Here is a 23,672-nt window from a genome sequence, read left to right on the forward strand (position 1 = left end):
GACAATCGCCCGCTTATCTTGAGCGGCCACTCATGGTCGGCCAGCTACACCCACGCCTCGACTTCGTCGCCGATTGACAGTTCGGTTTCACATTCCACCCGACAGCCACCCCTGGACAAGTCAAGGACGGTGCCTTCCCCTTCGATTTCTCCACCGGAAAAAAGATGCGGATTCGGGTCTTGAACCGTGGAGCTTTCCGATCCATCATCGCCGTGCCAGTCGCAGAGCGATCTCCGCACAAGGAACCGGATGCACCGCGCGCAAGGCGGCGCTCTTCATCCCCTGCGGGAAAAGACGCCTCGTTTGACTTTGAGAACGCGGGCCGTAGAATAGCATGTATGAGGGAGATCGTGAAGCCCAGCGTGCAGGCGTTTCTGGTGTGCGACACCGTGATCGAGGACAGCCTGACAAAGAAAAAGAGCCTGATCGGTATTTTTACTCATCTCCAGGCAGTGGCCTTTCCGTTCCAACATCACCAGATGGGTCTCTACTTCTGCCTTACCGATGCGGAGGGCACTTATCACTTCGACATCGAGCTCATGCACCTCAATACCGAGCAGCTTGTCTGCCGCGCCGCGCTTCCGAATGTGTACATCGCGGATCGCCTCCAAATTTCAGACTTCGGCATCAATATGCCTTCGCTCGTTTTTCCGGCACCCGGCCGCTATGAGTTCCGATTGCTCATGGAAAATCATCTCATCGCCCAGAAAGACTTCAACGTTGTTCAAATGCCCCTGCCTCAAACCGTCTGAGAGTTCCAAAGCCCTACGGCGCCAACAGGCATTTTTCCTCCTGCCCTCTCTTGTGGTACAAGTGACTGTGCGCGAAGGGGTTATCCCCGCGCGGTCGGCGCTATATACAAAGTATAAGTAAGAAGGACATGCGCCCTGATGACCCGAATATGCCGAATGCTTCAGCGCCATTGGATTTCGTGCGCACCATTGTCTCGCTGGATCTCAAGACCGGAAAACACGGCGGACGCGTGGTGACGCGTTTCCCGCCGGAGCCGAACGGTTATCTCCACATCGGCCATGCCAAGTCCATCTGCCTGAACTTTGGCATTGCCAACGAGAACCCGGGTGGTGTCTGTCACTTACGGTTCGACGACACGAACCCGACGACGGAGAGTCTCGAGTATGTCCAGGCCATTCAGGAAGACGTGCGCTGGCTGGGGTTCGACTGGCGGGACAAGATGTTCTTCGCCTCGGATTACTTCGAGCAGTTCTACGAGTACGCCGTCCGCTTGATCCAGAAAGGGAAGGCCTATGTGGACAGCCTCAGCGCGGACGAAATTCGGCAGTTCCGCGGCACCCTGACAGAGCCCGGTAAGGACAGCCCCTACCGGAATCGGTCCGTCGAGGAAAACCTCGATCTTTTCCGACGGATGCGCGCGGGAGAATTTCCCGATGGCGCTCATGTGCTCCGGGCCAAGATCGATATGGCGTCGCCCAACATCAATTTGCGCGATCCGGTACTCTATCGCATCCGCCGCGCCAGACACTACCGGACCGGCGACGCCTGGTGCATCTACCCAACGTACGACTATGCTCATCCGCTGTCGGATGCGATCGAGGGCATTACACATTCCATTTGCACACTCGAGTTCGAAGACCATCGGCCACTGTATGACTGGGTCGTGGCACAATGTGAGACCCAACATCGCCCGCGCCAGATCGAGTTTGCGCGTCTCAATCTCACGCACACGGTCATGAGCAAGCGCAAGCTGCTGGACTTGGTCGAACGGAAATTCGTGAACGGCTGGGACGATCCTCGCCTCCCCACGCTCAAAGGACTGCGGCGGCGCGGTTACACTCCCGAGGCGATCCGCGCGTTCTGCGAACACATCGGCGTGTCGAAACGGGACGCTACGCTGGAGGTGGGATTACTGGAACACTTTGTTCGCGAGGACTTGAACAAACGCGCCCCGCGTGTGATGGCCGTGTTGCGACCCCTGCGGGTGGTCATCGACAACTACCCAGAAGACCAGGTTGAAACAGTGAACGCGGTCAATAATCCTGAAGACCCTGCGGCTGGGACGAGGCTGGTGCCATTCTCGCGGGTGCTCTATATCGAGCAGGACGATTTCCGGGAAGACCCGCCGAAGCAGTTCTTTCGCCTCGCGCCCGGACGCGAAGTCCGCCTTCGCTACGCCTATATCATCAAATGCACGGGCGTGGTGAAAGACGAACGGACGGGGCAAGCAATCGAACTGCACTGCACGTACGATCCTGAGACCAAGAGTGGTTCGTCTCAGGAACAACGCAAGGTCAAAGCGACGATTCACTGGGTCTCAGCAGCCCACGCGATCGAAGCGGAGGTGCGGCTGTACGGTTATCTTTTCTCGAAGCCTGATCCGGACGATGTTCCGGACGGTCAGGATTACACGGCGAACCTGAATCCGAACTCTCTGGAACGGCTCACCGCGTGCCGAGTCGAACCCAGCCTGCAAGGCGCCGCGCCCGGCGCGCGATACCAATTCGAACGGCTGGGTTACTTCTGCGTTGATCCGGACTCCACCGCGAACCGACTCATCTTCAACCGCACCGTCACGCTCAAGGACACCTGGGCCAAGATCGTGCAAACGCAGAAGACCGGTCACGCTCGACAGCTTTGAGGTCCCCGTGCGGACGACCTTCTGGCTCGCTGTGCTTTGCTCGATCCTTCTCATTTCAGCATGCGACGCGACACGCGAGCGGCTGATGATCGAACGGTATCCCACGTATCCTGAGAACATTCAGCGCGCCATCGACCGCGGTTTTTTGATCAATGGGATGGACCGCGACCAGGTCTTCCTGACCCTCGGCGAACCGGTCTGCAAAAAGACCATCCAGCATAACGGCAGACCGGTAGAGGTCTGGCTCTATCCACCGGGCGGCAAGAATCCCTGCACGACGGCGGAATTCCGGGTGTACTTCGAAGGCGGCGTGGTGACCGGCTGGCAGGCAGTGAGGGTCCCTGCAGAGGGAGGATAAAAAGACTGGCTGGGGGACTAGGATTCGAACCTAGGTAGTCAGATCCAGAGTCTGACGTCCTACCACTAGACGATCCCCCAACCGTGGGCTCAACCTAATATAAGCGACGGCGGTGAGTCAAGACGGGGTGGATTGAGCACGCTCAATCCCCCTTTGCAGACGGTAAAGGGTCCGTTCCCGGCCCAGCAGCTCCATCACATCGAACAGGCCTGGGCTGGCGGTACGACCCGTGAGCGCAACCCTCACCGGTTGGGCCAATTGGCCCATCTTCAGGCCCTCTTCCTCAAGCACGCCCTTGAAGACCTCCTCCAGGCAGGCCTTGGAAAACTCCGCGGCGCCTTCGATTCTGACCTTGAGCTTCGTGAGCGCAGGGACGATGGCCGGCGTCAGGAACTTCCTGGCGGCCTCTTCGTCGATGGCCACATCCCGACCAAAATATGGCGTCACCCAGGTCACCATTTCCACGAGGGTCTTGGTCCGCTCCCGCACCGCGACGACCAGTTTTTCCAGCCACTCGGCTGAAACGGCTGCGATCTCTTCTTTCAAGCCGGCTTGCTCCAGATAGGGGACAAGCGCCTGCGCGATCCGCATCGGCACTCCGTGCTGAATGTAATAGGCGTTCAGCCAAAGTAGTTTGTCTGGATTGAACACCGCCGAAGACTTCTGTACGTGATCGAAGGAAAACTTTTCGATGAGTTCCTCCCGCGTGAAGATCTCCTGATCGCCGTGCGACCAGCCAAGCCGCGCCAGATAGTTCACCATGGCTTCGGGCAGATAGCCCATTTCTTTGTACGCCATGATCGAGGTCGCTCCGTGGCGCTTGGATAGTCTGGTCTTATCCGATCCTAGGATCATCGGGAGATGGCCGAACCGCGGCACTGGATAGCCCAACGCTTGAAATATGGGAATTTGTCTGGGTGTGTTGGTGAGGTGGTCATCTCCGCGCACGACGTAGGTGATGTTCATCAACGCATCGTCCACAACCACCGAAAAGTTATACGTCGGGTAGCCGTTGGACCGAAGAATGATTAGGTCGTCCAGCACGCTGTTGTCGAAGACCACGCGCCCCTTGATCAGATCGTCGATGACAGTCTGTCCTTCCTGCGGAGCTCTGAACCTCAACGCCGCGTCCCCGGTCGGCGTCGTGATGCCGCGGTCGCGGCAGCGGCCGTCGTACTTCGGCGAAAACCCTTTCGCTTCGGCTTCCTTACGCCGAGCTTCCAACTCCTCGGCTCGGCAGACGCACCAATACGCTCGGCCTTGCTCAAAGAGCTTCATGGCATGCTGTCGGTAGAGATCCATGCGCTCGGTCTGTCGATAGGGCCCCTCGTCCCAGTCCAGACCGACCCATCGGAGGCCCTCGATGATGGCCTGGATGGATTCCTCCGTCGACCGGCTTTGGTCCGTGTCTTCAATACGCAGGATGAAGGTTCCTTTGTTCTGGCGCGCGAACAGCCAGTTAAACAGGGCGGTACGGACCCCGCCGATGTGCAGATAGCCGGTCGGGCTGGGCGCGAATCGAACTCGAACGTTTCTCAGCATCGCTGACTCATTGAAAATGTCCGGACATTAGCACTACGATGTGTATAAGCAAAGGCGTGTCATCGGCCGCGTATCTATACCACGCTCCCCACTTGCGAGTACAGTTCGACCACCCGGATAGCATGGGGGAACCGATACAACTGGCTCAAGTCGTGAGTGCCCGCCCACTCACTTCGCGTGTGCGGGAATTGGTGCTCGAGCCGCTGGAACGCCGCATTTCATTCAAGCCGGGACAATGGGTCTCTTTGAAGTTGCCGGTCGGTACACACCCCCCCTTGAACCGCGCCTATACGATGGCCGAGCCGGAGCAGCCATCCGGCCGTCTCACGCTGGTCTATGATCTTGTACCCGGCGGGCTCGGCTCCCACTATCTCGCAACTCTCAAAACCGGCGACCGGATCCCACTTTCGGGACCTTACGGTAACTTCGTCCTCCCGGATCCATCGACGAAAGAGTTGCTGTTCATCGCGCGCTATTCGGGCATCGTCCCGTTCCGCTGCATGCTCACCCATTTCTTTCTCTCTTCGCACCCGTTGCATCACAGAGTCACATTGCTCTACAGCGCTCCAGATCGGGAGGACATGGTGTATCACGACGAGTTTGCCGCCCTCGCGTCCCGGCAGGCACACTTCCGTTACTTGCCGGTCGTCCTTCCTCACAACAGTCCGCCCGAGGCAGAAATCGAGGCCATGATTGAACGGCTGAAGCCGATCTTGGCCGACGGACAGCAGACGGTCCCGATGATTTGCGGGATCAAAGCCTTTGTTCGGCCGTTGCGGACCTTTTTTACCGAACTGGGCTTTGACCGGCGGGAGGTGCGAGTAGAGACATACGATTAAAAAAAGAGCCGTTTATCGTCATACGTCATTCGGCAAACGAAAGGTTGGAATGAACAACCATGACGACGATTGAGCAATGCCAGTCGACGAGAGTGCTTTAGCCCTTTTCCAGTTTCAGTGTCCTTCTTTAACCAGATTTTTGTTCACCGCGGGTATCTCAACCACCACGTCCATCGTGCCGTTGGGAACGCATTGGCAGCCCAAGCGCGATTGCAACGTCGTCACGGGCGCCTCCTCAAGCTGATCGAATTCATCATCCGTCCCTTCGTTGCAGGACTCCAATCCCTTCCGCACAATGACGTGACAAGTAGAGCAAGCGCAGACACCGCCGCAGACGTGTTCGAGATCGATTCCATTGCCCATGGCGATATCCAAAATGCTGCCGGGAAGCCCGGTTGATCCATAAGGGATTTTATCCGGCTGGACCTCGACTTTGGTCTCAGTCTTGTTCGGCATGATGAACGTGACCGTGTACGGTTTGGTTGGTAGCTCGACTTCGGCCTTTTCAATATAGGGGTTGATGCCTCCCATGTGTGTTGATTTCCTCCTCCCTTAGTTCAAGGGCTGCTAAAAGCGGGGCGCAGATCTTCTTCTTGTGGCCTTATTAGGCTATTGGCTATTGACAGTACGTTCTGCAGCGTGTTAGGTTAAGTCCGACTGAAGAAGTCGGAGATCATTATAGTCTCCGATCGATTCAATCGGCAATAGCCATGTTGAAGTTTTCAAAAAAAGCGGACTACGGGCTGATGGCGTTGCAGTACATTGCCGCCGTGCAATTCGGCGATGTGACCCGTGCCAGGATCGTCAACACAAAGGAAATTGCTGAGGAGTACAACATTCCTCTCGAACTGCTGGCCAAGGTGCTCCAGACCTTGGCTAAAAGCGGGCTAATCGAAAGCCATAACGGACCGAAGGGCGGATATTTATTGGCAAAGAGCGCGCGCGATATCACCATCGCCCAAGTCTTGGAAAGCATCGAAGGGCCGCTTGGCATTACCGATTGTTATCACGAAAAGGAGGGTGAACCCTGTATGCAGCGCGAGCATTGCACAATCAGGACCCCCCTTCTCAAGGTCCAGGACAGCATCTACCAACTCCTCAACAGCATGACGCTGCAGGATATGATGGGCGGCACGCCGTTGATCACTGTTCAATCGATCACTACCGCACAAGGAGTCGAACGATGAAGTTTCCGATCTATTTGGATAATCATGCGACCACCCCAGTGGACCGGCGGGTGTTGGACGCCATGCTTCCGTACTTCACCGAAAAATTCGGCAATGCCGCTAGCCGCAATCACTCCTTCGGCTGGGAGGCGGAGGAGGCGGTGGAAAATGCCCGCAAACAGATCGCGAAACTGATCCATGCCGACCCGAAAGAAATCGTCTTTACCAGCGGTGCCACCGAGTCCGACAACTTAGCCCTGAAGGGTGTGGTCGAGATGTACCACGAGAAGGGCGACCACATTATTACGTCGTCCACAGAACATCGCGCGGTGCTGGACACTGCCAAAGCCCTTGAAGCGAAACGCGGCGTCAAGGTCACCTATCTGCCGGTGGACAAGCAGGGTCTCGTCAATCCGGACGACGTGCGCAACGCCATTACCGACAAAACCATCCTTATCTCGATCATGTTGGCCAACAACGAGATCGGGACGATCAATCCAATCAAGGAGATCGGCAAGATCGCGAAAGAAAAGGGCGTGCTGTTCCACTGCGACGCCACGCAGGGCGTGGGCAAGATTCCCGTGGACGTGCAGGAGATGGGAATCGATCTGATGTCGTTCAGCGCGCATAAGATCTATGGACCGAAAGGCGTCGGAGCCCTGTACGTCCGGAAAAAGGCCCCCCGCGTTCGGATTGCGGCCCAGATGGATGGCGGTGGGCACGAGCGCGGGATGCGGTCGGGCACCTTACCCGTCCCTTTGATCGTGGGATTCGGCAAGGCCTGCGAACTGTGCGAACAGGAGATGGCGGCCGAAGCTTCGCGCCTCGCGACCCTGCGCGATCGGTTGTACTCGGGGATTGTGAATGCGCTGGAGGACGTCTATCTCAACGGCCATCCCACCCAGAGATTGCCGCATAATTTGAACCTCTCCTTCGCATACGTCGAGGGAGAGTCGCTGTTGATGGGGATGAAGGAAATCGCCCTGTCGTCCGGATCGGCCTGCACTTCGGCTACCCTGGAGCCGTCCTATGTGTTGCGGGCTCTGGGGGTCGGGGCCGACCTGGCGCATTCTTCGATCCGGTTCGGCTTAGGTCGGTTCAACACCGAAGAGGAGATTGAGTACACGATCAAGCGGGTTATCGAGGTCGTGAATAAACTCCGCGAAATGTCTCCTTTGTACGAAATGGCCAAGGAGGGTGTCGACTTGAAATCCGTCCAGTGGGCCGTCCACTGATAAGCTGATAAGCGTGAAATGGTAAGCCGTGAAGCGCACTGAACGAAAGAGGCTGCACGGATGACGAGATCCGAAGGAGGGTACGATGGCGTACAGCGAAAAGGTCGTCGATCACTTTAACAACCCGCGCAACATGGGGAGTTTTCCCAAGACTGACCCGGACGTGGGAACCGGCATCGTCGGTGCCCCGGAGTGCGGGGACGTGATGAAATTGCAGATCAAAGTGCAGAACGACACCATTGTGGACGCGAAGTTCAAGACGTTCGGCTGTGGATCGGCCATCGCCAGCTCGAGCCTGGCAACCGAATGGCTCAAGGGCAAGACGCTCGAAGAAGCAGCCAAGATCAAGAACACGGACATTGTGCAGGAACTCAATCTGCCGCCGGTGAAAATCCATTGCTCGGTCTTGGCGGAGGACGCGATCAAAGCCGCGCTGGCGGACTACAAGAAAAAAACAGAAGGAACGAGCAAGACGTCCGCATAAGGACGTCCCTGTGTGGGGATCCAGCGACGAAGGAGTACGACATGGAGACAACCAACACAACGGCCCGGACCCCGGTGGTCACGCTGAGCGAATCAGCATTGAAGGAAGTGAAGCGGCTGATGAACGTCCAGGGCGTAACAGAGGGCGGTTTGAGGCTGGGCGTCAAAGGCGGGGGGTGCTCGGGACTGAGCTACACGATCAACTTTGACGACAAGATCGGTCAGTATGACACGGTGTACGAGGTTGACGGCGTCAAGGTGATCGTGGACGCGAAGAGCGCCATTTATTTGCAGGGCACGCAACTGGATTTCCAGAAAGACCTCATGGGCGGCCAGTTCAAGTTTGTGAATCCCAATGCGCAGAAAACCTGTGGGTGCGGGGAATCATTCTCGGCCTGATAGGAAGCGGATAACCGGATAGCTAATAGCAAGTAGCCACTCCCAGGGTTGAAAGAACCGGCCCCTGAGGGTGCGACCTCTGCTACGTGCTGTTAGCTATTCGCGTTTCTGGCCAGGGTTTTTAACAGGTTTTGTCGAAGGGATCTTATGCTGCCAAGTCAGAAGACTTCCACCCCGCGCACCGAGCTCCAGATGGCGCGCAGCATGTGCTGGCACTGTCAATCGGAGATCAGCGGAGAGTATTTTTGTGAACGGTGTGTAAAGGTGCAACCCGTCTCCAAGGAGATGGACTACTTTACCTGTTTGGGCCTTCCGCGTCGCCTGAATATCGACCCAGCTCGGCTTGAAACCAAGTTTTACGAACTGAGCCGCATGTTTCATCCGGATTTCTACCAGAATAAGACCGAAACCGAGCGGGCGATCAGCCTTAACAATTCCGCGTTGTTGAACACCGCCTACCGGACGCTGAAGGACCCGTTCCTGCGGGCCGAGTATCTGCTGCGCTTGGAAGCAGGCTCCGCGAAAGAGATCCGCACCTCTCCGCCGGCCGATCTGTTCGAAGAGATTCTGGCGCTTCAGGAAGATCTGGAAGAGTTCCGATCCGCATCCTCCGAGCGACCGCCCGACGAACTACAGCCCCTACGAGCCAAGCTGGAAGCGGACCGGCTAACGCTGGAGCGCCGCCGGACCGAAATGGAAGCCCGGCTGTTCGAGCTGTTTACCGCGTGGGATGCGCTGCTGGACCGCGGAGAAGCCACCGATCACCTCCACAAGGAACGGGAAGCAATCCTCCAAGAAATGCGGGAGATCCTGTCGAATCGTACCTACATCAGCAATATCGTCGACGACCTCATCTTGACCATCGGATAGACTGCGCTATGGCACGCATCGTTGGCATCGATCTCGGCACGACCAACTCGCTGGTCGCCTATATGGACGCCGGCCAGCCCAAGGTCATCCCCGGTCAGAACGGCCGCACCCTGGTGCCCTCAGTCGTAGCCCTCACCGACAACGGGCTCATCGTCGGCGACCCGGCCAAGGAACACCTGATCCGCAATCCCGAGCGGACGATCTACTCGATAAAGCGCTTCATGGGGAAAGGGCTGGCCGATGTCCGGGAAGAACTCGCCTACTTTCCCTACAAACTCCATGAACAAGGCGGCGTGATCCGCATCCAGATCGGCGAGAAAAGTTACTCCCCACCACAAATCTCCGCCATGATCCTGAAAGAACTGAAGCAGCGGGCGGAAACTTACCTGGGCGAAAGCATCACCAAGGCCGTAATTACCGTGCCGGCCTACTTCAACGACAGCCAGCGACAGGCAACAAAAGACGCCGGCATGATCGCCGGGCTGGAAGTCCTGCGGATCATCAACGAGCCCACAGCCGCCTCGCTTGCGTACGGTCTTCAAAAACGAACTCAGGGACTCATCGCCGTGTACGATCTGGGCGGCGGCACGTTCGATATTTCGATCCTCAAACTGAAGAACGGTATCTTCGAAGTGCTGGCGACGAACGGCGACACTCATCTGGGCGGCGACGACTTCGACCGCCGTATCGCCGATCTGCTCCTGAAGCAGGTGCAGGAGCAGCGCCGACTGGACCTGGATGCCTACCCCGACACAATCCAAGCGGTACGGCTGGAGGCGGAACGGGCCAAGATTCGGTTATCCGACGAGTACAAGACCTCTCTGGTGATCGATCTGCCGGACGGCAGAGAGCCATTCGTGTTGGATCTGACCCGCGACCAACTGGAATCGCTGACCATCGATCTTGTCGAGCGGACACTGGCGCCTTGTCGGCAGGCGCTAAAGGACGCGGGGCTCACGCCAGCGGACATCGATGAAGTGGTACTGGTCGGGGGTGCGACCCGCATGCCGTTGGTGCGGCAGCGGGTTCAAGCGTTGTTCGGCAAGATGCCACACAGCGAGTTGAATCCCGACGAGGTGGTTGCGCTGGGCGCTGCCGTTCAGGCGGACATCCTGAGCGGCGGCACCCAGGATATGTTGCTGCTGGACGTCACGCCGCTGTCGCTGGGGATCGAGACGATGGGCGGGGTGATGAGCACGCTGATCCGCCGCAACACCACGATCCCGGCCAGCGCCAAGGAAATGTTCACCACCTATGTGGACGGTCAGACGTCCGTCGACATCCACATCCTGCAAGGGGAACGGGAACTGGCCAAAGACAACCGCAGTCTGGCACGCTTTCAGTTGAAAGTGCCGCCGCTGCCCGCTGGCATCCCGCGCATCGAGGTCACGTTCCTGATCGACGCGAACGGGATTCTCAACGTCTCGGCGCGCGACGTACGGACCGGCGAAACCCAGTCAATCCAGGTGAAACCGTCCTACGGACTCACCGACGAAGAAGTCGAGCGGATGATCGGTGAATCGTTCAAGTTCGCGGCCGAAGACCTGAAAGCGCGCCAGGTGATCGAGGCCAGGACGGAGGCCGAGGCCATTCTCAAGGCAACCCAAAAGGCCCTCAAGCAAGGCGGGCATCTGATCAGTGCCGAGGAAATCGCCGCGATCGGAACGGCGACGACTGCCTTGGAGGCCGCCAAGGCGACGGACGACCACAAAGCCATCCGCGCCCGGATCGCCGAGGTCGAGAAGGCCACGCATCACCTCGCAGAGGTGTTGATGGACACGGCGCTGAAAGAGGCGCTCGAAAACAAGAAGCTGTCGGAGTTGCCATAAGAAGAGCGATCAGCGTTCAGCAGTCAGCTTGGCTCAGCGAAAGCGAGAAAGTCGATTGCCGGAGGCTATGAACTGACAGCTTGAGTAGGAGTTCGCTATGGATCTGAAATGGCAGGATGCGGAGGAAATCGCGATTCGTTTGTTGGAAACCCACCCGGATACTGACCCGCTGACGGTTCGCTTCACGGACCTGCACGCTTGGATCGTCGCCTTGCCGGAATTCAAGGACGATCCCAAGAAGTCGAATGAGCAAATTCTGGAAGCGATCCAGATGGCCTGGCACGAGGAATACCAAGACGCCAAATCCTAGCCTTTCCCGAAACCGGTCCGAGTCGCTCCCCCCCCTCAGTTGGCTTTCTCCGGACCACCGCCTTCTTCAGTCCCTGGTTGGCCCTCCGGAATTTGATCCAACTTATAGAACTCGGTCGGATCGAGACGCTGTGGCGCCACCTGCGTCGGTTCCGTTCCTTTCGCGAACAACTCCACGGTGCCCTGCTCCCCTTGGTCGGACGTCAGCAGGCCGGTCGAGGGATCCACTTTCACGAAGACCACGTCATCGGGAATGGTGAACGGCACGACCGGCAGTTGTTTGAGCGCTTCCTTCATGAAATTGATCCAGATCGGCAAGGCGGCGTGGGCGCCGGATTCGGTTTCGCCAAGTGGTCGCCGGTCGTCGAAGCCCACCCAGGTCCCCGCCGCCAGATTCGGCGTGGCGCCGATGAACCACGCATCCGTGTAATCGTTGGTCGTGCCGGTTTTGCCCGCCACCGGCCGGCCGATGGACTTCGCAAGCTGACCGGTCCCCCGTTGCACGACATCTTCCATCATGTTCGTGATGAGATAAGCGGTCTCCTTGGGAATCGCCTGCCGTGGTTCAGGCACGGTCTCCTCCAGGGTGCGACCGGCATTGTCTTTCACGCTGGCGATGGCATACGGCTCGACCCGCATTCCTTGGTTGACGAACACGCCGTAGGCCGATACCAGTTCCACCAGGCTAACGCTGCTGGAGCCCAAGGCGAGCGACAGGTCTGGGGTCAAGGGGCTGACGATGCCGACCGACCGGGCGAATTCGATGACGTTCCGTACGCCGACTTTCTCCAACAGGCGGACCGTCGCCAGGTTGCGCGAATGGATGAGCGCCTCCCGCAAGCTGATCATGCCGAAGAAGCGCCGCTCGTAATTCTCCGGCTTCCAGATTTTCTCTTCGTCTTCCTGCTCGTAGACCACCGGCGCGTCGAGCACCAAGGTCGCCGGGCTCATCCCTTGGCTAAGAGCCGTCGCGTAAATGATCGGCTTAAACGCCGAACCAGGTTGGCGATGGGCCATGACCGCGCGGTTGTACTCGCTCCGATTGAAGTCGAATCCGCCGACCATCGCGCGGATGGCGCCGGTTTTGGGGTCGATCGCCACAAGCCCGCCTTCGACGATCGGGGTTTGCTCCAACCGCAGATGCACAAAGTCGCGATCGACCTTCTTGACGGCGACTTCGATCACGTCTCCAGGCTTTACCAGTTGCTTCGGATTGTGCACCCACACAAAGTCCTTGGTCGGATCCCGGCCCTTCAGTCGCCGTTTCGCCCACGCCATGTCGTCAAACGAGAGCCGCCCGACCCCCGTTCCGAGGTGGACCCACACGTGGTCTTTGCCGACCTTGGTGACCACCCCTTCCATGATGTCTCCTTCTTTCCACATCTGGGACGCCGCCGGCGGGTTCGCAGTCAACGCCGCCGGATCAACGCTTCGGAGCGGTCCGCGCCAGCCCTGCCGCTTGTCCAGATCGCGGAGACCGTTGCGGACGGCGGCTTCGGCGGCTTTCTGCATCTCGACGTTCAAGGTCGTGAAAACTTCCAGCCCGCCCTTGTACACCATCGCCTCCCCGTACTTGGCGACCAGAAGCTGCCTGACATGCTCGATGAAATAGGGCGCGATCTGCTCCGCGCCGGGCCGCCGGAACGCCAGCGGTTCAGCCGCCGCTTGTTCCCGTTCTTCGGGCGTGATGAACCCCGCTTCTTCCATGCGGGCCAGCACGTGCTCCTGCCGCTTCTTCGCCCGTTCCGGCGCTTTGAACGGGGAATAGGCGCTCGGCGATTTGGGCATGCCAGCAAGAAACGCCGCTTCCGCCAGCGTCAACTTCGGCAGCTCCTTCCCGAAATACGTCTGTGCCGCGGCTGCGACACCATACGCACCCTGTCCAAAGTAAATTTGGTTCAAGTACATCTCCAGGATCTGCTCCTTGGTCAGCACCAACTCCATCTTATACGCGAGGATCAATTCCTTGAGCTTGCGCTCGAACGTCCGTTCCGGCGAGAGAAACAGGGACCGCGCAAGTTGCTGCGTAATGGTGCTAGCGCCTTCGACACGGCCGCCTCGCCGGAGATTGGTCCAGGCCGCGCGCAAGATCCCGACGACGTCAAGGCCCGGGTGCTCGAAAAAGCGCGTGTCCTCCACGGCGATGACGGCCTGGATCAGCGGTTTGGGAATCTCCTGGAGCGGCGTCAGCAAGCGGCGCTCGATAAAGAATTGCCCGATGATCTGGCGATCATCCGAATAGACACGGGTGACCAGGCTGGGTTGGTAATTCTGAAGCGGATCGAGCGGCGGCAGATCCTGCGAGAAATACCACAGCACGCCGGCGGCGGAACCTCCGGCCAAAAACACCAGGAGCGTCCCCGCCGCCAAGACGATCTGCCACCACGCCCATCGCCGGGGCCGTTCCCGAACCTCAATAAACCGCTCGCTGTCAGGCACGCAAACGAGTCTCCAGAGAGGATGAACACGGGGGGATGTGAATAATACTCAACCATACAATGCGTATGCTCAAAACTCAAGCACGGGAAGTTCTTGGAGTTCTGAGTGCCGAGCGTTGGATCTACCCGCAGAATCGAGAAAAGCGGCCTTGTTCGGCGGGCAGCTTTCGGATATAGTGCAGCGACGCCTTCACCAGGGCGTCTTTTTTTTGAAAAGAGGAGCCGATCGATTCATGACCCAACACGCAATTCCCAATCTCCAGCCAGGCGTTCGACGCGCTCCCCATGGACGTCGGACCGACATCCGTAACGTCGCCATCATCGCCCACGTGGACCACGGCAAAACCACTCTGGTCGATGCCTTGCTCCGCCAGACGCACGCGCATCGCAAGATCGACGAGATGGGTGAGCGGATTCTCGATTCGATGGATCAGGAGCGCGAGCGCGGCATCACGATCCGCGCCAAGAACGCGAGCATCGTCTACAAGGGCGTTAAGATCAATCTCGTGGACACACCGGGGCACGCGGACTTCGGCGGCGAAGTGGAGCGGACGCTGCGCATGGTGGACGGCGTGCTGCTTTTGGTGGATGCGAAGGAAGGACCGATGCCGCAGACCACCTTCGTGCTCCGTAAGGCTCTCTCGCTGGGGTATAAAGCGATCGTGGTCATCAATAAGATCGACCGGCCGGATGCCGTCGTGGACGACGTGCTCAACCGTACCTTCGATCTCTTCGCCCACCTGGGCGCGACCAACGAACAGCTCGACTTCCCGATCGTCTACACCGCCGCGATCAAAGGCATCGCGACGCTGGACATCGACAAGCCGGGCACGGACATCACGCCTCTGCTCGATACGATCTTGGAGCAGCTCCCCGCTCCCGCGATCAACCCCGACGCGCCGTTGCAGATCTTGGTCCTCGCCCTGGCTTACGACACCTACAAGGGCAAGCTGGGAATCGGGAAAATCCAGTCCGGGTCCATCGCCTGGCGCCAGACCGTCGTCCGGATCACACGCGACGGAACCCATGTGCCCGGCAAGGTCTCGGATCTCTCGGTCTTCTCCGGTCTCGAGCGTCTGGACGTGGAGCGCGCCGAGGCGGGGGAAATTGTCGCAGTCGCCGGCCTGCCCGACATCGGCATCGGCGACACTATCGCCGACGCCGACCACCCGATCGCGCTGCCGCCCGTGTCCATCGACGAGCCGACGGTTCAGATGACCTTCTCGGTAAACAACAGCCCCTTCGCCGGACGGGAGGGCAAGTTCCTCACCTCACGCCATCTGCGGGAACGGCTGTTCAAGGAACTGGAAACCAACGTGTCCCTACGTGTGCAGGAAACTCAAAGCCCGGACCGGTTCTTGGTGGCCGGCCGGGGCGAGTTGCATCTGGCCGTCCTGATCGAGCAGATCCGCCGCGAAGGGTACGAACTGCAGGTCTCTCAACCGGAGGTGATCCTGCACCATGAGGACGGGCAGATCTTCGAGCCGTACGAAGAATTGACCGTGCAAGTGCCCTCGGAATACCAGGGGGCAGTGATCGAAGAGATCGGTCGGCGACGCGGCCAACTGCGCCACATGAAGCTGGTTCATTCCGAAGGCGCCGCGAGCGAGGCGCATCTCGATTATGACATTCCGACGCGCGGGATCATCGGCCTTAAACACATCCTTCTGGCCAGGACCCGTGGCACCGTGATCCTGCACCATGTCTTCAAGGGTTACGAACCGATGGGCGACCGTGCACCGCTGACGCCCCCGCACGGATCACTGGTCGCTTTCGAGGACGGAGTCAGCACGGCCTACGCGCTGTTCATGGCGCAGGAGCGCGGGACTCTGTTCATCGGACCCGGCGTCGAGGTCTATCAAGGCATGGTCGTGGGCCAGAACAGCCGCGATGAGGACCTCGACGTGAACGTGTGCAAGACCAAGCACCTGACGAACATACGGGCTGCGGGTGCAGACGAGGCCTTGACCCTCACACCGCCCAGGCAGATGACGCTGGAGTTTGCGCTCGAATACATCGGACCGGACGAACTGGTCGAGGTGACACCGACGAGTCTCCGCATCCGCAAGCAACTCCTCAATCCCGAAGATCGACGAAAGGCCCGCAAGGATCGGAAGAGTTGAAGATCCGGCGCAAGTTCCCCAAGCCCTCCGCCGCCCGGCCGCTGTACGCAATCGGCTACACATTCCCAGCCCCGCCGACCGATGTCCTCCAACGCCGATACGACAGGGAATACGGAGGCCCACTCCAGTTCACGCGTGAACCGTCCAAACCGCAGATCGCTCGCGAAGGCGAAACCTTCCGCGTCACTCACGGCCCATGGCATGTTCACATCCGGATCACGCTTTCGGCCGAAGAATCTAACGAATGGAAGGAACGACTGGTCTGGAACCATTCGCGCATCGGCTTGGTGACGACCGGCAGCCTGACGCCGGCCAACGCAGCCGACACAATTTTGTTGGCCGCTCGCCTGGCTCGGGAATTCACCTTGCTGACCGACGGCACGGCCTACGACGTCGCCGCTCAGGCGTATTTGAATCCTTCCGATTGGAAGGATCTCGATCTGACCTCCTTCCACTGCGACCATCATGTCCGCGTTGTGCAGGCGGAGGGTATGCGCCCCGAGTTCGACTGGTTCCACACGCTCGGACTCAGCAAATTTGGTCTGGACGAAATCGAACTGCTCCAGCCCCTCGGTCTTCCCGACGCGCCGGTGACGGAATTGCTGAGGGAGCTCGCCAACGAACTGATCCGGCGCGGCCGCAGCCCCAAGGTCGGCGAGGTCATCGAGTGCCCGTTTCTCTCCTGCGCCGTTCGAGTGGTCCGACATCGCACCGCTTCGCCCGGCGGGACGCTGCTGATTCTCCGTGAAATACAACCGCTTCTTTGAGCGAACCTTCTAACCCCTCGGTTTCTCGACGGACTTTCCCGTTTGCGCACAGTCTTCCCTCTCCGGCTAGGGCTTTTGGCCCGTTGACAAACTTTTCAGCCCCGTGTTACCAAGCTCGAAGATGGGGCATCGGGCCTTTTAAACCTGAAGAGGAGGTCGGTATGACTACTGATGTGGCACCTGAAATCAAAGTCGGAGATACAGCGCCGGACTTCACCTTGAAAGATCAGGATCAGAAAGACGTGAGGCTGAGCGACTATCGGGGCAAGAAAAACGTCGTGCTCTGTTTTTATCCCCTCGATTGGAGCCCAGTCTGCACCAATGAAAACAAGTGTCTGACCGACGATTTCCCCAGTTTCCAAAGCGTCAACGCGGAAGTCTTCGGTATCAGCACGGACAGCTTCTTTTCGCACAAGGCCTGGGCCGATGCGTTGGGCCTCAAGCACCGTCTGCTCGCCGATATGCACCGAGAGGTCTGCAAGAAATACGGTCTGTACTTCGAGCCGCTGAACTGTGCAAAGCGCGCGACCGTGATCGTGGACAAGAACGGCAAGGTCGCCTACGTCAAGGTGCAGGAGATCAAGACGGCGCGCGATGACAAGGAAATTCTCGAAGCGCTGAAGAGGCTGAACTAATCCGCACAAGACGGAGCGTCAAGGACTGAGCGGGTGACGGTTCGGCCGGCCCGCTCGGTCTTCAACACCGCCATGGTCGTCGAAGACGTCAGCGACGAGAATTACAAAGAGTTCATCGATTCGCCCGCCGCGGTGGTGGTCTACGGCATCGCTTCCTGCGAGCCCTGTAACGAATACGACCCGATTTTGGAGCAAGTCGCCTCGCGTTTCACAGACGTCCGGATCGGCAAAGCCAAGATGCACATCCCCGGCCGCTGCCGCGAGATTAAGAAGCTCCATTCGTTTGAAACCTACCCGACCACCCACTTGTTCTCCAAGGGCAAACTCCTCCTCACGCGCGAAGGCAAGTTGGAAGCCGACGAACTTGCCGCGCTGATTTCGGATCACCTGCTGAAGTAGACCTCAGGGCGAAGGCGTCGAGCCTATTAGACCCTCAGCCGCCGTACTCAAACGCCAGATCTCTGGTTTGGACGAGGCGAATACGATGCAGGGTGCCGGTGGAGATGATTTTGACGAGGCGGTCCCAGATGGTGCACACCAGGTTCTCGCCGGTGATCGGCTGACTGCCCAAGACCTGCCGCAAGTTTCGGCCGTCGAACGGGCGAATCACCTGCTCATGCACCAACCGATCCAGCACGCCGATGTCCGTCACCATGCCGGTGTCCCGGTCGATCGGCCCGTGCACGGTCACGAAGAGGTCCCAGGTATGGCCACTCCATGTCCCGCTCGTGTCCGGCAGCGCAGGCCTCCCCTCATAGACAGCGGTAAACTCATACCGTCTCGTCACGTTGGCCACCTCCAACCCGGCTGCCGCTGTCACTTCGGCGTACAGATCTTCATCCTCGTATAGCCGAACGGTGTGGAGGACGCCGATTTGCGGACGAGTCTCCAGCCGTCGCCACAAGACACGCGCAACGTTCTCGGTGGTCGGGATTATATCGGTGAAATAGGGCGTATCGATGTTGAGATGCTTGTGGTCGAACTCTTCGAGCACCTCCTGCAATTCGTGTTTGACGTCGAAGAGATTCACCACCATGCCTGTGCGCGGATCGACTTCGCCCGCAACGGTCACTTCCAGCAGATAGTTGTGTCCGTGCCCCGGCTCGTTATGGCAAGCACCGAAGACCGCCCGGTTGCGAGCGGCGTCCCAGTTCGGCTTGTGGTAGCGGTGGGCGGCGGCGAATTCGATGCGCTTGGTCAACAGGACGGAAGGCATCGCGTGTTCTTTCTCATCAACAAGAGAAACGGAAAAGGGCCGGAATCTTCATTCACCGCTACGGTAGTGATCCCGACCCTTCCATAAAAATCGACAAAATCGACTCTCGCGTCCGCAGGGGGTCATGCGCTGAAGGAGCTGCCGCACCCGCAGGTTGTCTTCGCCTGCGGATTCTTGATCGAAAAACCGGATCCTTGGAGGCTATCCACGTAATCGACTTCTGCGCCGTTCAGCAGTGGAGCGCTCTGCGAGTCCAGGATCACTTTCACACCGCCTTTCTCAATAACCGTGTCATCATCGGAGAGTTTGGACTCGAAGGCCATGCCGTACTGATAGCCGTGGCACCCGCCGCCACGCACGTAAATGCGCAGCCCGACCGTGTCCTGCTCTTCCTTCATGAGTTCGAGAATTTTCTGCTCTGCTTTCTCGGTAATGGTGATCATCGTTTCCTCCATTCATCATTCAGGTGCGACGCCGTCTACACGATCACGGCATCCCCGGTCATCGATACCTACAGAGTATAGGGCACTCCCGCGCGAAGTCAACGGACTCATCCGCCGGTCTCGCTCCACAGCGTTTCCGCATTGAGACCGAGATCCTTCAACCATTCCTGCCGCATCTCGGGCGGCACAACCGCTTGCGCCCGGTACCGGCCGTGGTGGACCGTGAGCGTGACCGGACTCCGCTCATCGGCCACGGCCTTCACAAACTCCGCCGTCGTCCGGAACCGCACGAAATGCACGGCGCTGATTTTGTCCTCCTTGCTGCGTCCCCCCTCGAACTCCCCGTAGACGACATAGGGTCCGGCCGCGATCGCGACGGTTTCTCCGCGATCGATGCCTTGGAAAAGGTCCAGGACGGGCCGAATCTGCTCCTGTTCCGTCACTTCAATGAACAGCGTTGCGCTTAATTCTCCGTTTGCCGGCAGCAGTGCGTTGTACACGTCCAGCTCGGCCTGGATCTTCTGAGGGTCGAGGATGTGTTCCACCCGGAGCATTTCCTGGATTTGAAACTGGATCGTGTCGCGATTTTCAAAGACCAACGTGACGAGATCGCCGACCGAGATGCGTCGGCGCCGCTTCAGCGCGATGATGCGCGCACGAAACGCATCCCGTTGCCGTTCATAGTCGGCGTAGGAAAGCACATCGTCGAGTGTCAGGCCTTTCATCCGATCACCTGCTTGTGTGAGTTGTCCACCGTCACGCATCCGGATCACGCTCGCACCCTGATGACGGCAACCCATAGGCATCGCGGATGATTTGAATAGGATGAAGCGTGCGCGTTCCTCCGGCGTGAGCGGAGGCGCCGGCCTGATCCAGTTGAAGACCGGCAAGGGGGCAATCAGAAGCGATGAGATCGGCCGGTGCCTTTCTGATGTCGCGCACCGCCTTGCCGGCAATCGACATCGACAAGTCGAAGAACTCCGTCTTGGCCGCCCAGGTCCCGTCATGGCCGGAGCAGCGTTCGATCACCTCGACCTGCGCGCCGGCGCACTCCATCAAGTCCTTGGACTTCAAGCCGATATTCTGATCACGCAGATGACAAGGGACCTGATAGGCCACACGGCCCGGCTTGCGCGGGAAATCCATCGCCAACTCACCTTCCCGCTTCAGCCTCATCAGGTACTCGCACACGTCGAAGGTCCGTTGCGCCAGTTGTGCCGTGTCATCACCCGGCAACAGATACGGATACTCTCGCTTGAACATTAAACTGCAACTCGGCACCGGCACGACGACATCATAGCCGTCGTCCAGCCAGGGCCTGAGGCCACGGATCATGGCCTTGGCAGTCTTCACGATCGCCCCAGTGTCACCGATGTCGAACGCCGGCATGCCGCAACATCGCAGCTCCGGCACAACCACGCGGATTTTATTTTTTTCCAGCACTTGGACCGTCGCCTTGCCGACGTCCGTCGCCTGGTAGTTCACGAGACAACTCGCGAACAGCACGACCTTGCGTTCGGCCGAGCCTGAAGAGGCCGCTCGCCGTGTCCGTCTCCACCAACGCACAAACGTCTCCCGCGCAAAGGGCAGCATCTGCCGGTCCCTGTGCAACCCCAGCAGCCGATCGAGCACCGCGCGCACCCACCGGCGCTCCATCATCCAGTTGGCGATCGGCGCCGCCAGGCTGCCGGCGGCGCCGATCAAGTCGGTTTTCGTCAGGAGACGGTCCCGCCACCGCACCCCCTTCTCCGCCGCAAGTTGCTTCTTCCACGCGAGCATCAACCGGGGGAAATCAATCTCGTATTGATGGGGCGGGGTATAAGGGCAGTGATTGAAGCAAAGCTTGCAGTAGTAGCACTCGTGGGCGACCTGTTCGAAATCGGCCGGCGCAAGCTTGGACACATCGCTTTCCTGCGCATCGATCCGGTCGAACAGCGTGTTGAAGGATGGACAGAGATTGAAGCACCGGCGGCAGCCGTCGCAGATCTCGTACACGCGCTGGGTTTCTTTACCCAACTGCGACCGCTCGATCGGATTGATCAGGCGCAGGCCTTTCATGCGTCATGAAGGTCTAGCCACCGGCGGTCAGCCGTCAACTCCGGAGCTGACGGCTGAATGCCGATGGCTTTCGACTGATTATCCCTGCTTCAAGCTTTCCAATCCCTTCGTGAAGCGGTTGGCGTGGGACCGTTCCGCCTTCGCCAGGGTTTCAAACCATTCGGCCAGCTCGGGGAAACCTTCCTCGCGGGCGGTCTTGGCCATGCCCGGATACATCTGAGTGTATTCGTAGGTCTCACCTTCAATGGCCGACTTCAAGTTGGCTTCTGTATTGCCGATCGGCACATCGGTTACCGGATCGCCGACCTCTTTCAGGAAATCCAGATGGCCGAACGCGTGGCCCGTCTCCGCTTCCGATGTATCACGGAACAGGCCGCCGATGTCCGGATAGCCTTCAATATCCGCGCGCCGTGCGAAATAGAGATAGCGCCGGTTCGCCTGGGATTCGCCGGCGAAAGCGTGCTTCAGGTTTTCATGGCTCTTGGTACCTTTGAGACTCTTGCTCATCGTTTCCTCCTCCTCTGAACAGATAGGTGTTGTGATGGATGAGGCCCCATGCGGCGCGCCGCAGCGCCCGGCCTTTTCCTGCGCCGACACGCCGCACAGTAGCCGTGAAACTCAACCCGATGCCCAGTCACCTCGAAGTCCAGCCGACCGCCGACCCGCATTGGCAGTCGATCAAGCGTCGCATCCATCAGATCTTCGATCTTTCGGCATCCCAGACAGATCAGGTGATGGTGCAGATCGATGTTGGCGTCGAACCGGGATCGGTCATGCCAGTAATTGACTTCCCGCACGAGGCCGGCTTCGCGCAGCACGCCGAGCGTGTAGTACACCGTATTCTGAGAGATCATCGGATGGATCTTTTTGACCTCCCGATACAGATCCTCGGCTGTCGGATGGTTGGCGGTTCTGGCCAAGGCGCCGTAGATCGCCGCTCGCTGAGGCGTCATGCGCACCCCGCGCTCCCGAAACCGCCTCCGTATCTCGTCGAGGCTGAGCGTCATATCATTCCTCGATAGGAATGGTTCCTAAATATCATACGGACATCGACAAGTTCAAGAGGACCGGAGCCGTCGGCGTGTTTCAGGAAGTACGGCTGTAGACCGGCAATTCGTCGGCCATGTCCGCGAGCGGCTTGTACGCGCGATCTTTCGCCGACAGCAGCGGCTCGGCCACCGGCCAGGCGATCCCCAAGTTTCGGTCGTTCCACAGAATGCCGCGTTCATCGGACGGGGAATAGAATCGCGTGCACTTGTACAGGAAAGCCGCGCCGTCGCTGGTCACACAGAATCCGTGCGCGTACCCCGGCGGGATATAGAGCTGGAGGCGGTTCTCGGCGGACAGCTCGACGCCGTACCATTTGCCGAACGTGGGAGAGCCCTTGCGGATATCGAGCACCACGTCGTAGACCGAGCCATACGGCACCATCACCAGCTTGCCTTGGGGTTGCTTAAGTTGGTAGTGCAGACCACGGACGGTTCCGCGCACCGACCATGACAAGTTGTCCTGCACGAATGGACCTTCGATGCCCGCCTGGGCGTAGCGCATTGCGTGGTACGTCTCCATGAAGAATCCGCGCGCATCTTGAAAGATCTCGGGCTCGATCAACACCACTCCTTCCAGTTCGGTCGATATCACACGCACCGCTCCCTCCTCTATTCTCGATCGATGGTCCGTTTGACGGCCCCTAATGAGGGGCCCGCTCTTGCTCCGTTCGGTTGAGAGAAAAAGCGAAGCGAAGGAATAGCGTCGCGCCGATCTTCAGGAGTTCTCATGGCCTTGGGACCACCCTGCAAGATGACCATGCCCCTCACTCAGCTCTTTCCATAGCCCATTGCCGGGACCCATTGCCTTCTTCAAAGCATTGTGGTGCCCTGGGAGAAGAAACGAGGACAAGCTGAATCGCCATGCTCTCCGGTCTGTGCTGTTGAGTCTTTTCAAAGCGTTACGGTTCGTCGCTGCAGTCGCTCGGGTCCGTCGGCGGGTAGAGTTGCCAGAGGCGCTCGATCAGCGGCAGCGCGGCGGGTGTGCTGGGAAGCGTGGGCTCGCTAGGCGGATGATCCCCTGTCAGGATGGTAATGCCTGCTTCCGTCAAGCGGCTCCGGATCGTCTCCACCATAGCTTCCAGGGTGACTTCTGTCCCGAACCGGAGATCGATCACCCGCTTCGTTGGTTCCGTCGGCGGCGGATCGGTGTGAATCAACGCCCAGCAGCGGTCGAAAATCTCGACGCGCATCTCTTCCGGGACGTCGAGCGAAGAAAGTCCGGAAGTGCAGAGCGCCACCACAAACAGGACGAACTGCAGGTCATCCATGCCGGGTCGATGGATATCCAACGAAGGCATG

At 58.9% G+C, this 23,672-nt stretch carries 27 protein-coding genes and 1 tRNA gene; 15 read left to right on the forward strand and 13 right to left on the reverse strand.

What is annotated here, in order from left to right; translation table 11 throughout:
• Nucleotides 1–44 precede the first annotated feature (44 nt).
• Entirely contained in the window at nt 45–239 is a 195-nt protein-coding gene (locus ACWHTU_RS15840; protein WP_447860358.1) for a PilZ domain-containing protein, read from the reverse strand.
• 123 nt (nt 240–362) lie between these two features.
• Between ACWHTU_RS15840 and ACWHTU_RS15845 the strand changes: the two genes are divergently transcribed.
• The 3 genes from ACWHTU_RS15845 (at nt 363) to ACWHTU_RS15855 (ending at nt 2,972) form a co-directional block, all read left to right on the forward strand.
• Complete coding sequence (locus tag ACWHTU_RS15845; protein ID WP_447860359.1) at nt 363–752, forward strand: DUF6941 family protein; 390 nt, start codon at nt 363–365, stop codon at nt 750–752.
• Between the two features lie 149 nt (nt 753–901).
• A complete protein-coding gene (locus ACWHTU_RS15850; protein ID WP_447860360.1) occupies nt 902–2,614 on the forward strand; it encodes a glutamine--tRNA ligase/YqeY domain fusion protein in 1,713 nt (570 codons plus the stop codon).
• A gap of 7 nt (nt 2,615–2,621) precedes the next feature.
• Nucleotides 2,622–2,972, forward strand: a complete 351-nt coding sequence (locus ACWHTU_RS15855) for a hypothetical protein (RefSeq protein ID WP_447860361.1) — start codon at nt 2,622–2,624, stop codon at nt 2,970–2,972.
• Between the two features lie 6 nt (nt 2,973–2,978).
• On the opposite strand, the gene ACWHTU_RS15860 is transcribed toward ACWHTU_RS15855, so the two are convergent.
• Nucleotides 2,979–3,052: transfer RNA gene (locus ACWHTU_RS15860), tRNA-Gln, on the reverse strand.
• Nucleotides 3,053–3,089: 37 nt separating this feature from the next.
• The gene (gene gltX / locus ACWHTU_RS15865) at nt 3,090–4,511 is read right to left on the reverse strand and encodes a glutamate--tRNA ligase (protein ID WP_447863381.1); all 1,422 of its coding nucleotides are present in this window, start codon (nt 4,509–4,511) and stop codon (nt 3,090–3,092) included.
• Nucleotides 4,512–4,636: 125 nt separating this feature from the next.
• On the opposite strand from gltX, the gene ACWHTU_RS15870 reads away from it, so the two are divergent.
• The gene (locus ACWHTU_RS15870) at nt 4,637–5,353 is read left to right on the forward strand and encodes a ferredoxin--NADP reductase (protein ID WP_447860362.1); all 717 of its coding nucleotides are present in this window, start codon (nt 4,637–4,639) and stop codon (nt 5,351–5,353) included.
• Nucleotides 5,354–5,467: 114 nt separating this feature from the next.
• Here the strand turns inward: ACWHTU_RS15870 and ACWHTU_RS15875 are convergent, their stop codons facing one another.
• Nucleotides 5,468–5,884 carry a 2Fe-2S iron-sulfur cluster-binding protein gene (locus ACWHTU_RS15875; protein WP_447860363.1) on the reverse strand — a complete coding sequence of 139 codons (417 nt, stop codon included), beginning with the start codon at nt 5,882–5,884 and terminating at the stop codon, nt 5,468–5,470.
• 179 nt (nt 5,885–6,063) lie between these two features.
• Here ACWHTU_RS15875 and ACWHTU_RS15880 point away from each other — a divergent pair, with 179 nt between their 5' ends.
• The 7 genes from ACWHTU_RS15880 (at nt 6,064) to iscX (ending at nt 11,645) form a co-directional block, all read left to right on the forward strand.
• Nucleotides 6,064–6,540: an RrF2 family transcriptional regulator gene (locus ACWHTU_RS15880; RefSeq protein ID WP_447860364.1), complete on the forward strand. Its 477-nt coding sequence runs from the start codon at nt 6,064–6,066 to the stop codon at nt 6,538–6,540.
• Nucleotides 6,537–7,754, forward strand: a complete 1,218-nt coding sequence (locus ACWHTU_RS15885) for an IscS subfamily cysteine desulfurase (protein ID WP_447860365.1) — start codon at nt 6,537–6,539, stop codon at nt 7,752–7,754. Before ACWHTU_RS15880 ends, ACWHTU_RS15885 begins: the two co-directional genes overlap by 4 nt.
• An 85-nt stretch (nt 7,755–7,839) precedes the next feature.
• Entirely contained in the window at nt 7,840–8,238 is a 399-nt protein-coding gene (gene iscU / locus ACWHTU_RS15890) for a Fe-S cluster assembly scaffold IscU (RefSeq protein ID WP_447860367.1), read from the forward strand.
• A gap of 41 nt (nt 8,239–8,279) precedes the next feature.
• Nucleotides 8,280–8,636: a HesB/IscA family protein gene (locus tag ACWHTU_RS15895; RefSeq protein ID WP_447860368.1), complete on the forward strand. Its 357-nt coding sequence runs from the start codon at nt 8,280–8,282 to the stop codon at nt 8,634–8,636.
• Between the two features lie 192 nt (nt 8,637–8,828).
• Nucleotides 8,829–9,506, forward strand: coding sequence for a Fe-S protein assembly co-chaperone HscB (hscB, locus tag ACWHTU_RS15900; RefSeq protein ID WP_447860369.1), 678 nt, complete (start codon nt 8,829–8,831; stop codon nt 9,504–9,506).
• Between the two features lie 8 nt (nt 9,507–9,514).
• Complete coding sequence (gene dnaK / locus ACWHTU_RS15905) at nt 9,515–11,335, forward strand: molecular chaperone DnaK (RefSeq protein ID WP_447860370.1); 1,821 nt, start codon at nt 9,515–9,517, stop codon at nt 11,333–11,335.
• Between the two features lie 97 nt (nt 11,336–11,432).
• Nucleotides 11,433–11,645 carry a Fe-S cluster assembly protein IscX gene (gene iscX / locus ACWHTU_RS15910; protein WP_447860371.1) on the forward strand — a complete coding sequence of 71 codons (213 nt, stop codon included), beginning with the start codon at nt 11,433–11,435 and terminating at the stop codon, nt 11,643–11,645.
• Nucleotides 11,646–11,680: 35 nt separating this feature from the next.
• Here iscX and ACWHTU_RS15915 read toward each other — a convergent pair whose 3' ends face one another.
• Nucleotides 11,681–14,083 (reverse strand): penicillin-binding protein 1A, encoded by a 2,403-nt coding sequence (locus ACWHTU_RS15915; protein ID WP_447860372.1) that lies wholly within the window; start codon nt 14,081–14,083, stop codon nt 11,681–11,683.
• 232 nt (nt 14,084–14,315) lie between these two features.
• Here ACWHTU_RS15915 and typA point away from each other — a divergent pair, with 232 nt between their 5' ends.
• From typA to ACWHTU_RS15935, 4 genes are all read left to right on the forward strand, one after another.
• Nucleotides 14,316–16,205 (forward strand): translational GTPase TypA, encoded by a 1,890-nt coding sequence (typA, locus tag ACWHTU_RS15920; protein ID WP_447860373.1) that lies wholly within the window; start codon nt 14,316–14,318, stop codon nt 16,203–16,205.
• Nucleotides 16,202–16,972 (forward strand): DUF4026 domain-containing protein, encoded by a 771-nt coding sequence (locus ACWHTU_RS15925; RefSeq protein WP_447860374.1) that lies wholly within the window; start codon nt 16,202–16,204, stop codon nt 16,970–16,972. Before typA ends, ACWHTU_RS15925 begins: the two co-directional genes overlap by 4 nt.
• Before the next feature lie 161 nt (nt 16,973–17,133).
• Nucleotides 17,134–17,607: a peroxiredoxin gene (locus ACWHTU_RS15930; protein WP_447860375.1), complete on the forward strand. Its 474-nt coding sequence runs from the start codon at nt 17,134–17,136 to the stop codon at nt 17,605–17,607.
• Between the two features lie 33 nt (nt 17,608–17,640).
• Entirely contained in the window at nt 17,641–18,006 is a 366-nt protein-coding gene (locus ACWHTU_RS15935) for a thioredoxin family protein (protein ID WP_447860376.1), read from the forward strand.
• A gap of 34 nt (nt 18,007–18,040) precedes the next feature.
• Here ACWHTU_RS15935 and ACWHTU_RS15940 read toward each other — a convergent pair whose 3' ends face one another.
• The 8 genes from ACWHTU_RS15940 to ACWHTU_RS15975 form a co-directional block, all read right to left on the reverse strand.
• Nucleotides 18,041–18,823 (reverse strand): 6-pyruvoyl trahydropterin synthase family protein, encoded by a 783-nt coding sequence (locus ACWHTU_RS15940; protein ID WP_447860377.1) that lies wholly within the window; start codon nt 18,821–18,823, stop codon nt 18,041–18,043.
• Between the two features lie 122 nt (nt 18,824–18,945).
• Nucleotides 18,946–19,266: an iron-sulfur cluster insertion protein ErpA gene (gene erpA / locus ACWHTU_RS15945; RefSeq protein WP_447860378.1), complete on the reverse strand. Its 321-nt coding sequence runs from the start codon at nt 19,264–19,266 to the stop codon at nt 18,946–18,948.
• Nucleotides 19,267–19,373: 107 nt separating this feature from the next.
• Nucleotides 19,374–19,991, reverse strand: a complete 618-nt coding sequence (locus tag ACWHTU_RS15950; RefSeq protein ID WP_447860379.1) for a DUF3501 family protein — start codon at nt 19,989–19,991, stop codon at nt 19,374–19,376.
• A gap of 31 nt (nt 19,992–20,022) precedes the next feature.
• Nucleotides 20,023–21,324, reverse strand: coding sequence for a heterodisulfide reductase-related iron-sulfur binding cluster (locus ACWHTU_RS15955; protein WP_447860380.1), 1,302 nt, complete (start codon nt 21,322–21,324; stop codon nt 20,023–20,025).
• 78 nt (nt 21,325–21,402) lie between these two features.
• The gene (locus tag ACWHTU_RS15960; RefSeq protein WP_447860381.1) at nt 21,403–21,831 is read right to left on the reverse strand and encodes a rubrerythrin family protein; all 429 of its coding nucleotides are present in this window, start codon (nt 21,829–21,831) and stop codon (nt 21,403–21,405) included.
• Nucleotides 21,828–22,331 (reverse strand): Fur family transcriptional regulator, encoded by a 504-nt coding sequence (locus tag ACWHTU_RS15965; protein ID WP_447860383.1) that lies wholly within the window; start codon nt 22,329–22,331, stop codon nt 21,828–21,830. Before ACWHTU_RS15965 ends, ACWHTU_RS15960 begins: the two co-directional genes overlap by 4 nt.
• Nucleotides 22,332–22,410: 79 nt before the next feature.
• Entirely contained in the window at nt 22,411–22,971 is a 561-nt protein-coding gene (gene rfbC, locus ACWHTU_RS15970) for a dTDP-4-dehydrorhamnose 3,5-epimerase (protein WP_447860384.1), read from the reverse strand.
• 301 nt (nt 22,972–23,272) lie between these two features.
• Nucleotides 23,273–23,671, reverse strand: coding sequence for a hypothetical protein (locus ACWHTU_RS15975; protein ID WP_447860385.1), 399 nt, complete (start codon nt 23,669–23,671; stop codon nt 23,273–23,275).
• Between the last annotated feature and the right edge of the window lies 1 nt (nt 23,672).

It is taken from the genome of Nitrospira calida, from assembly GCF_976986435.1.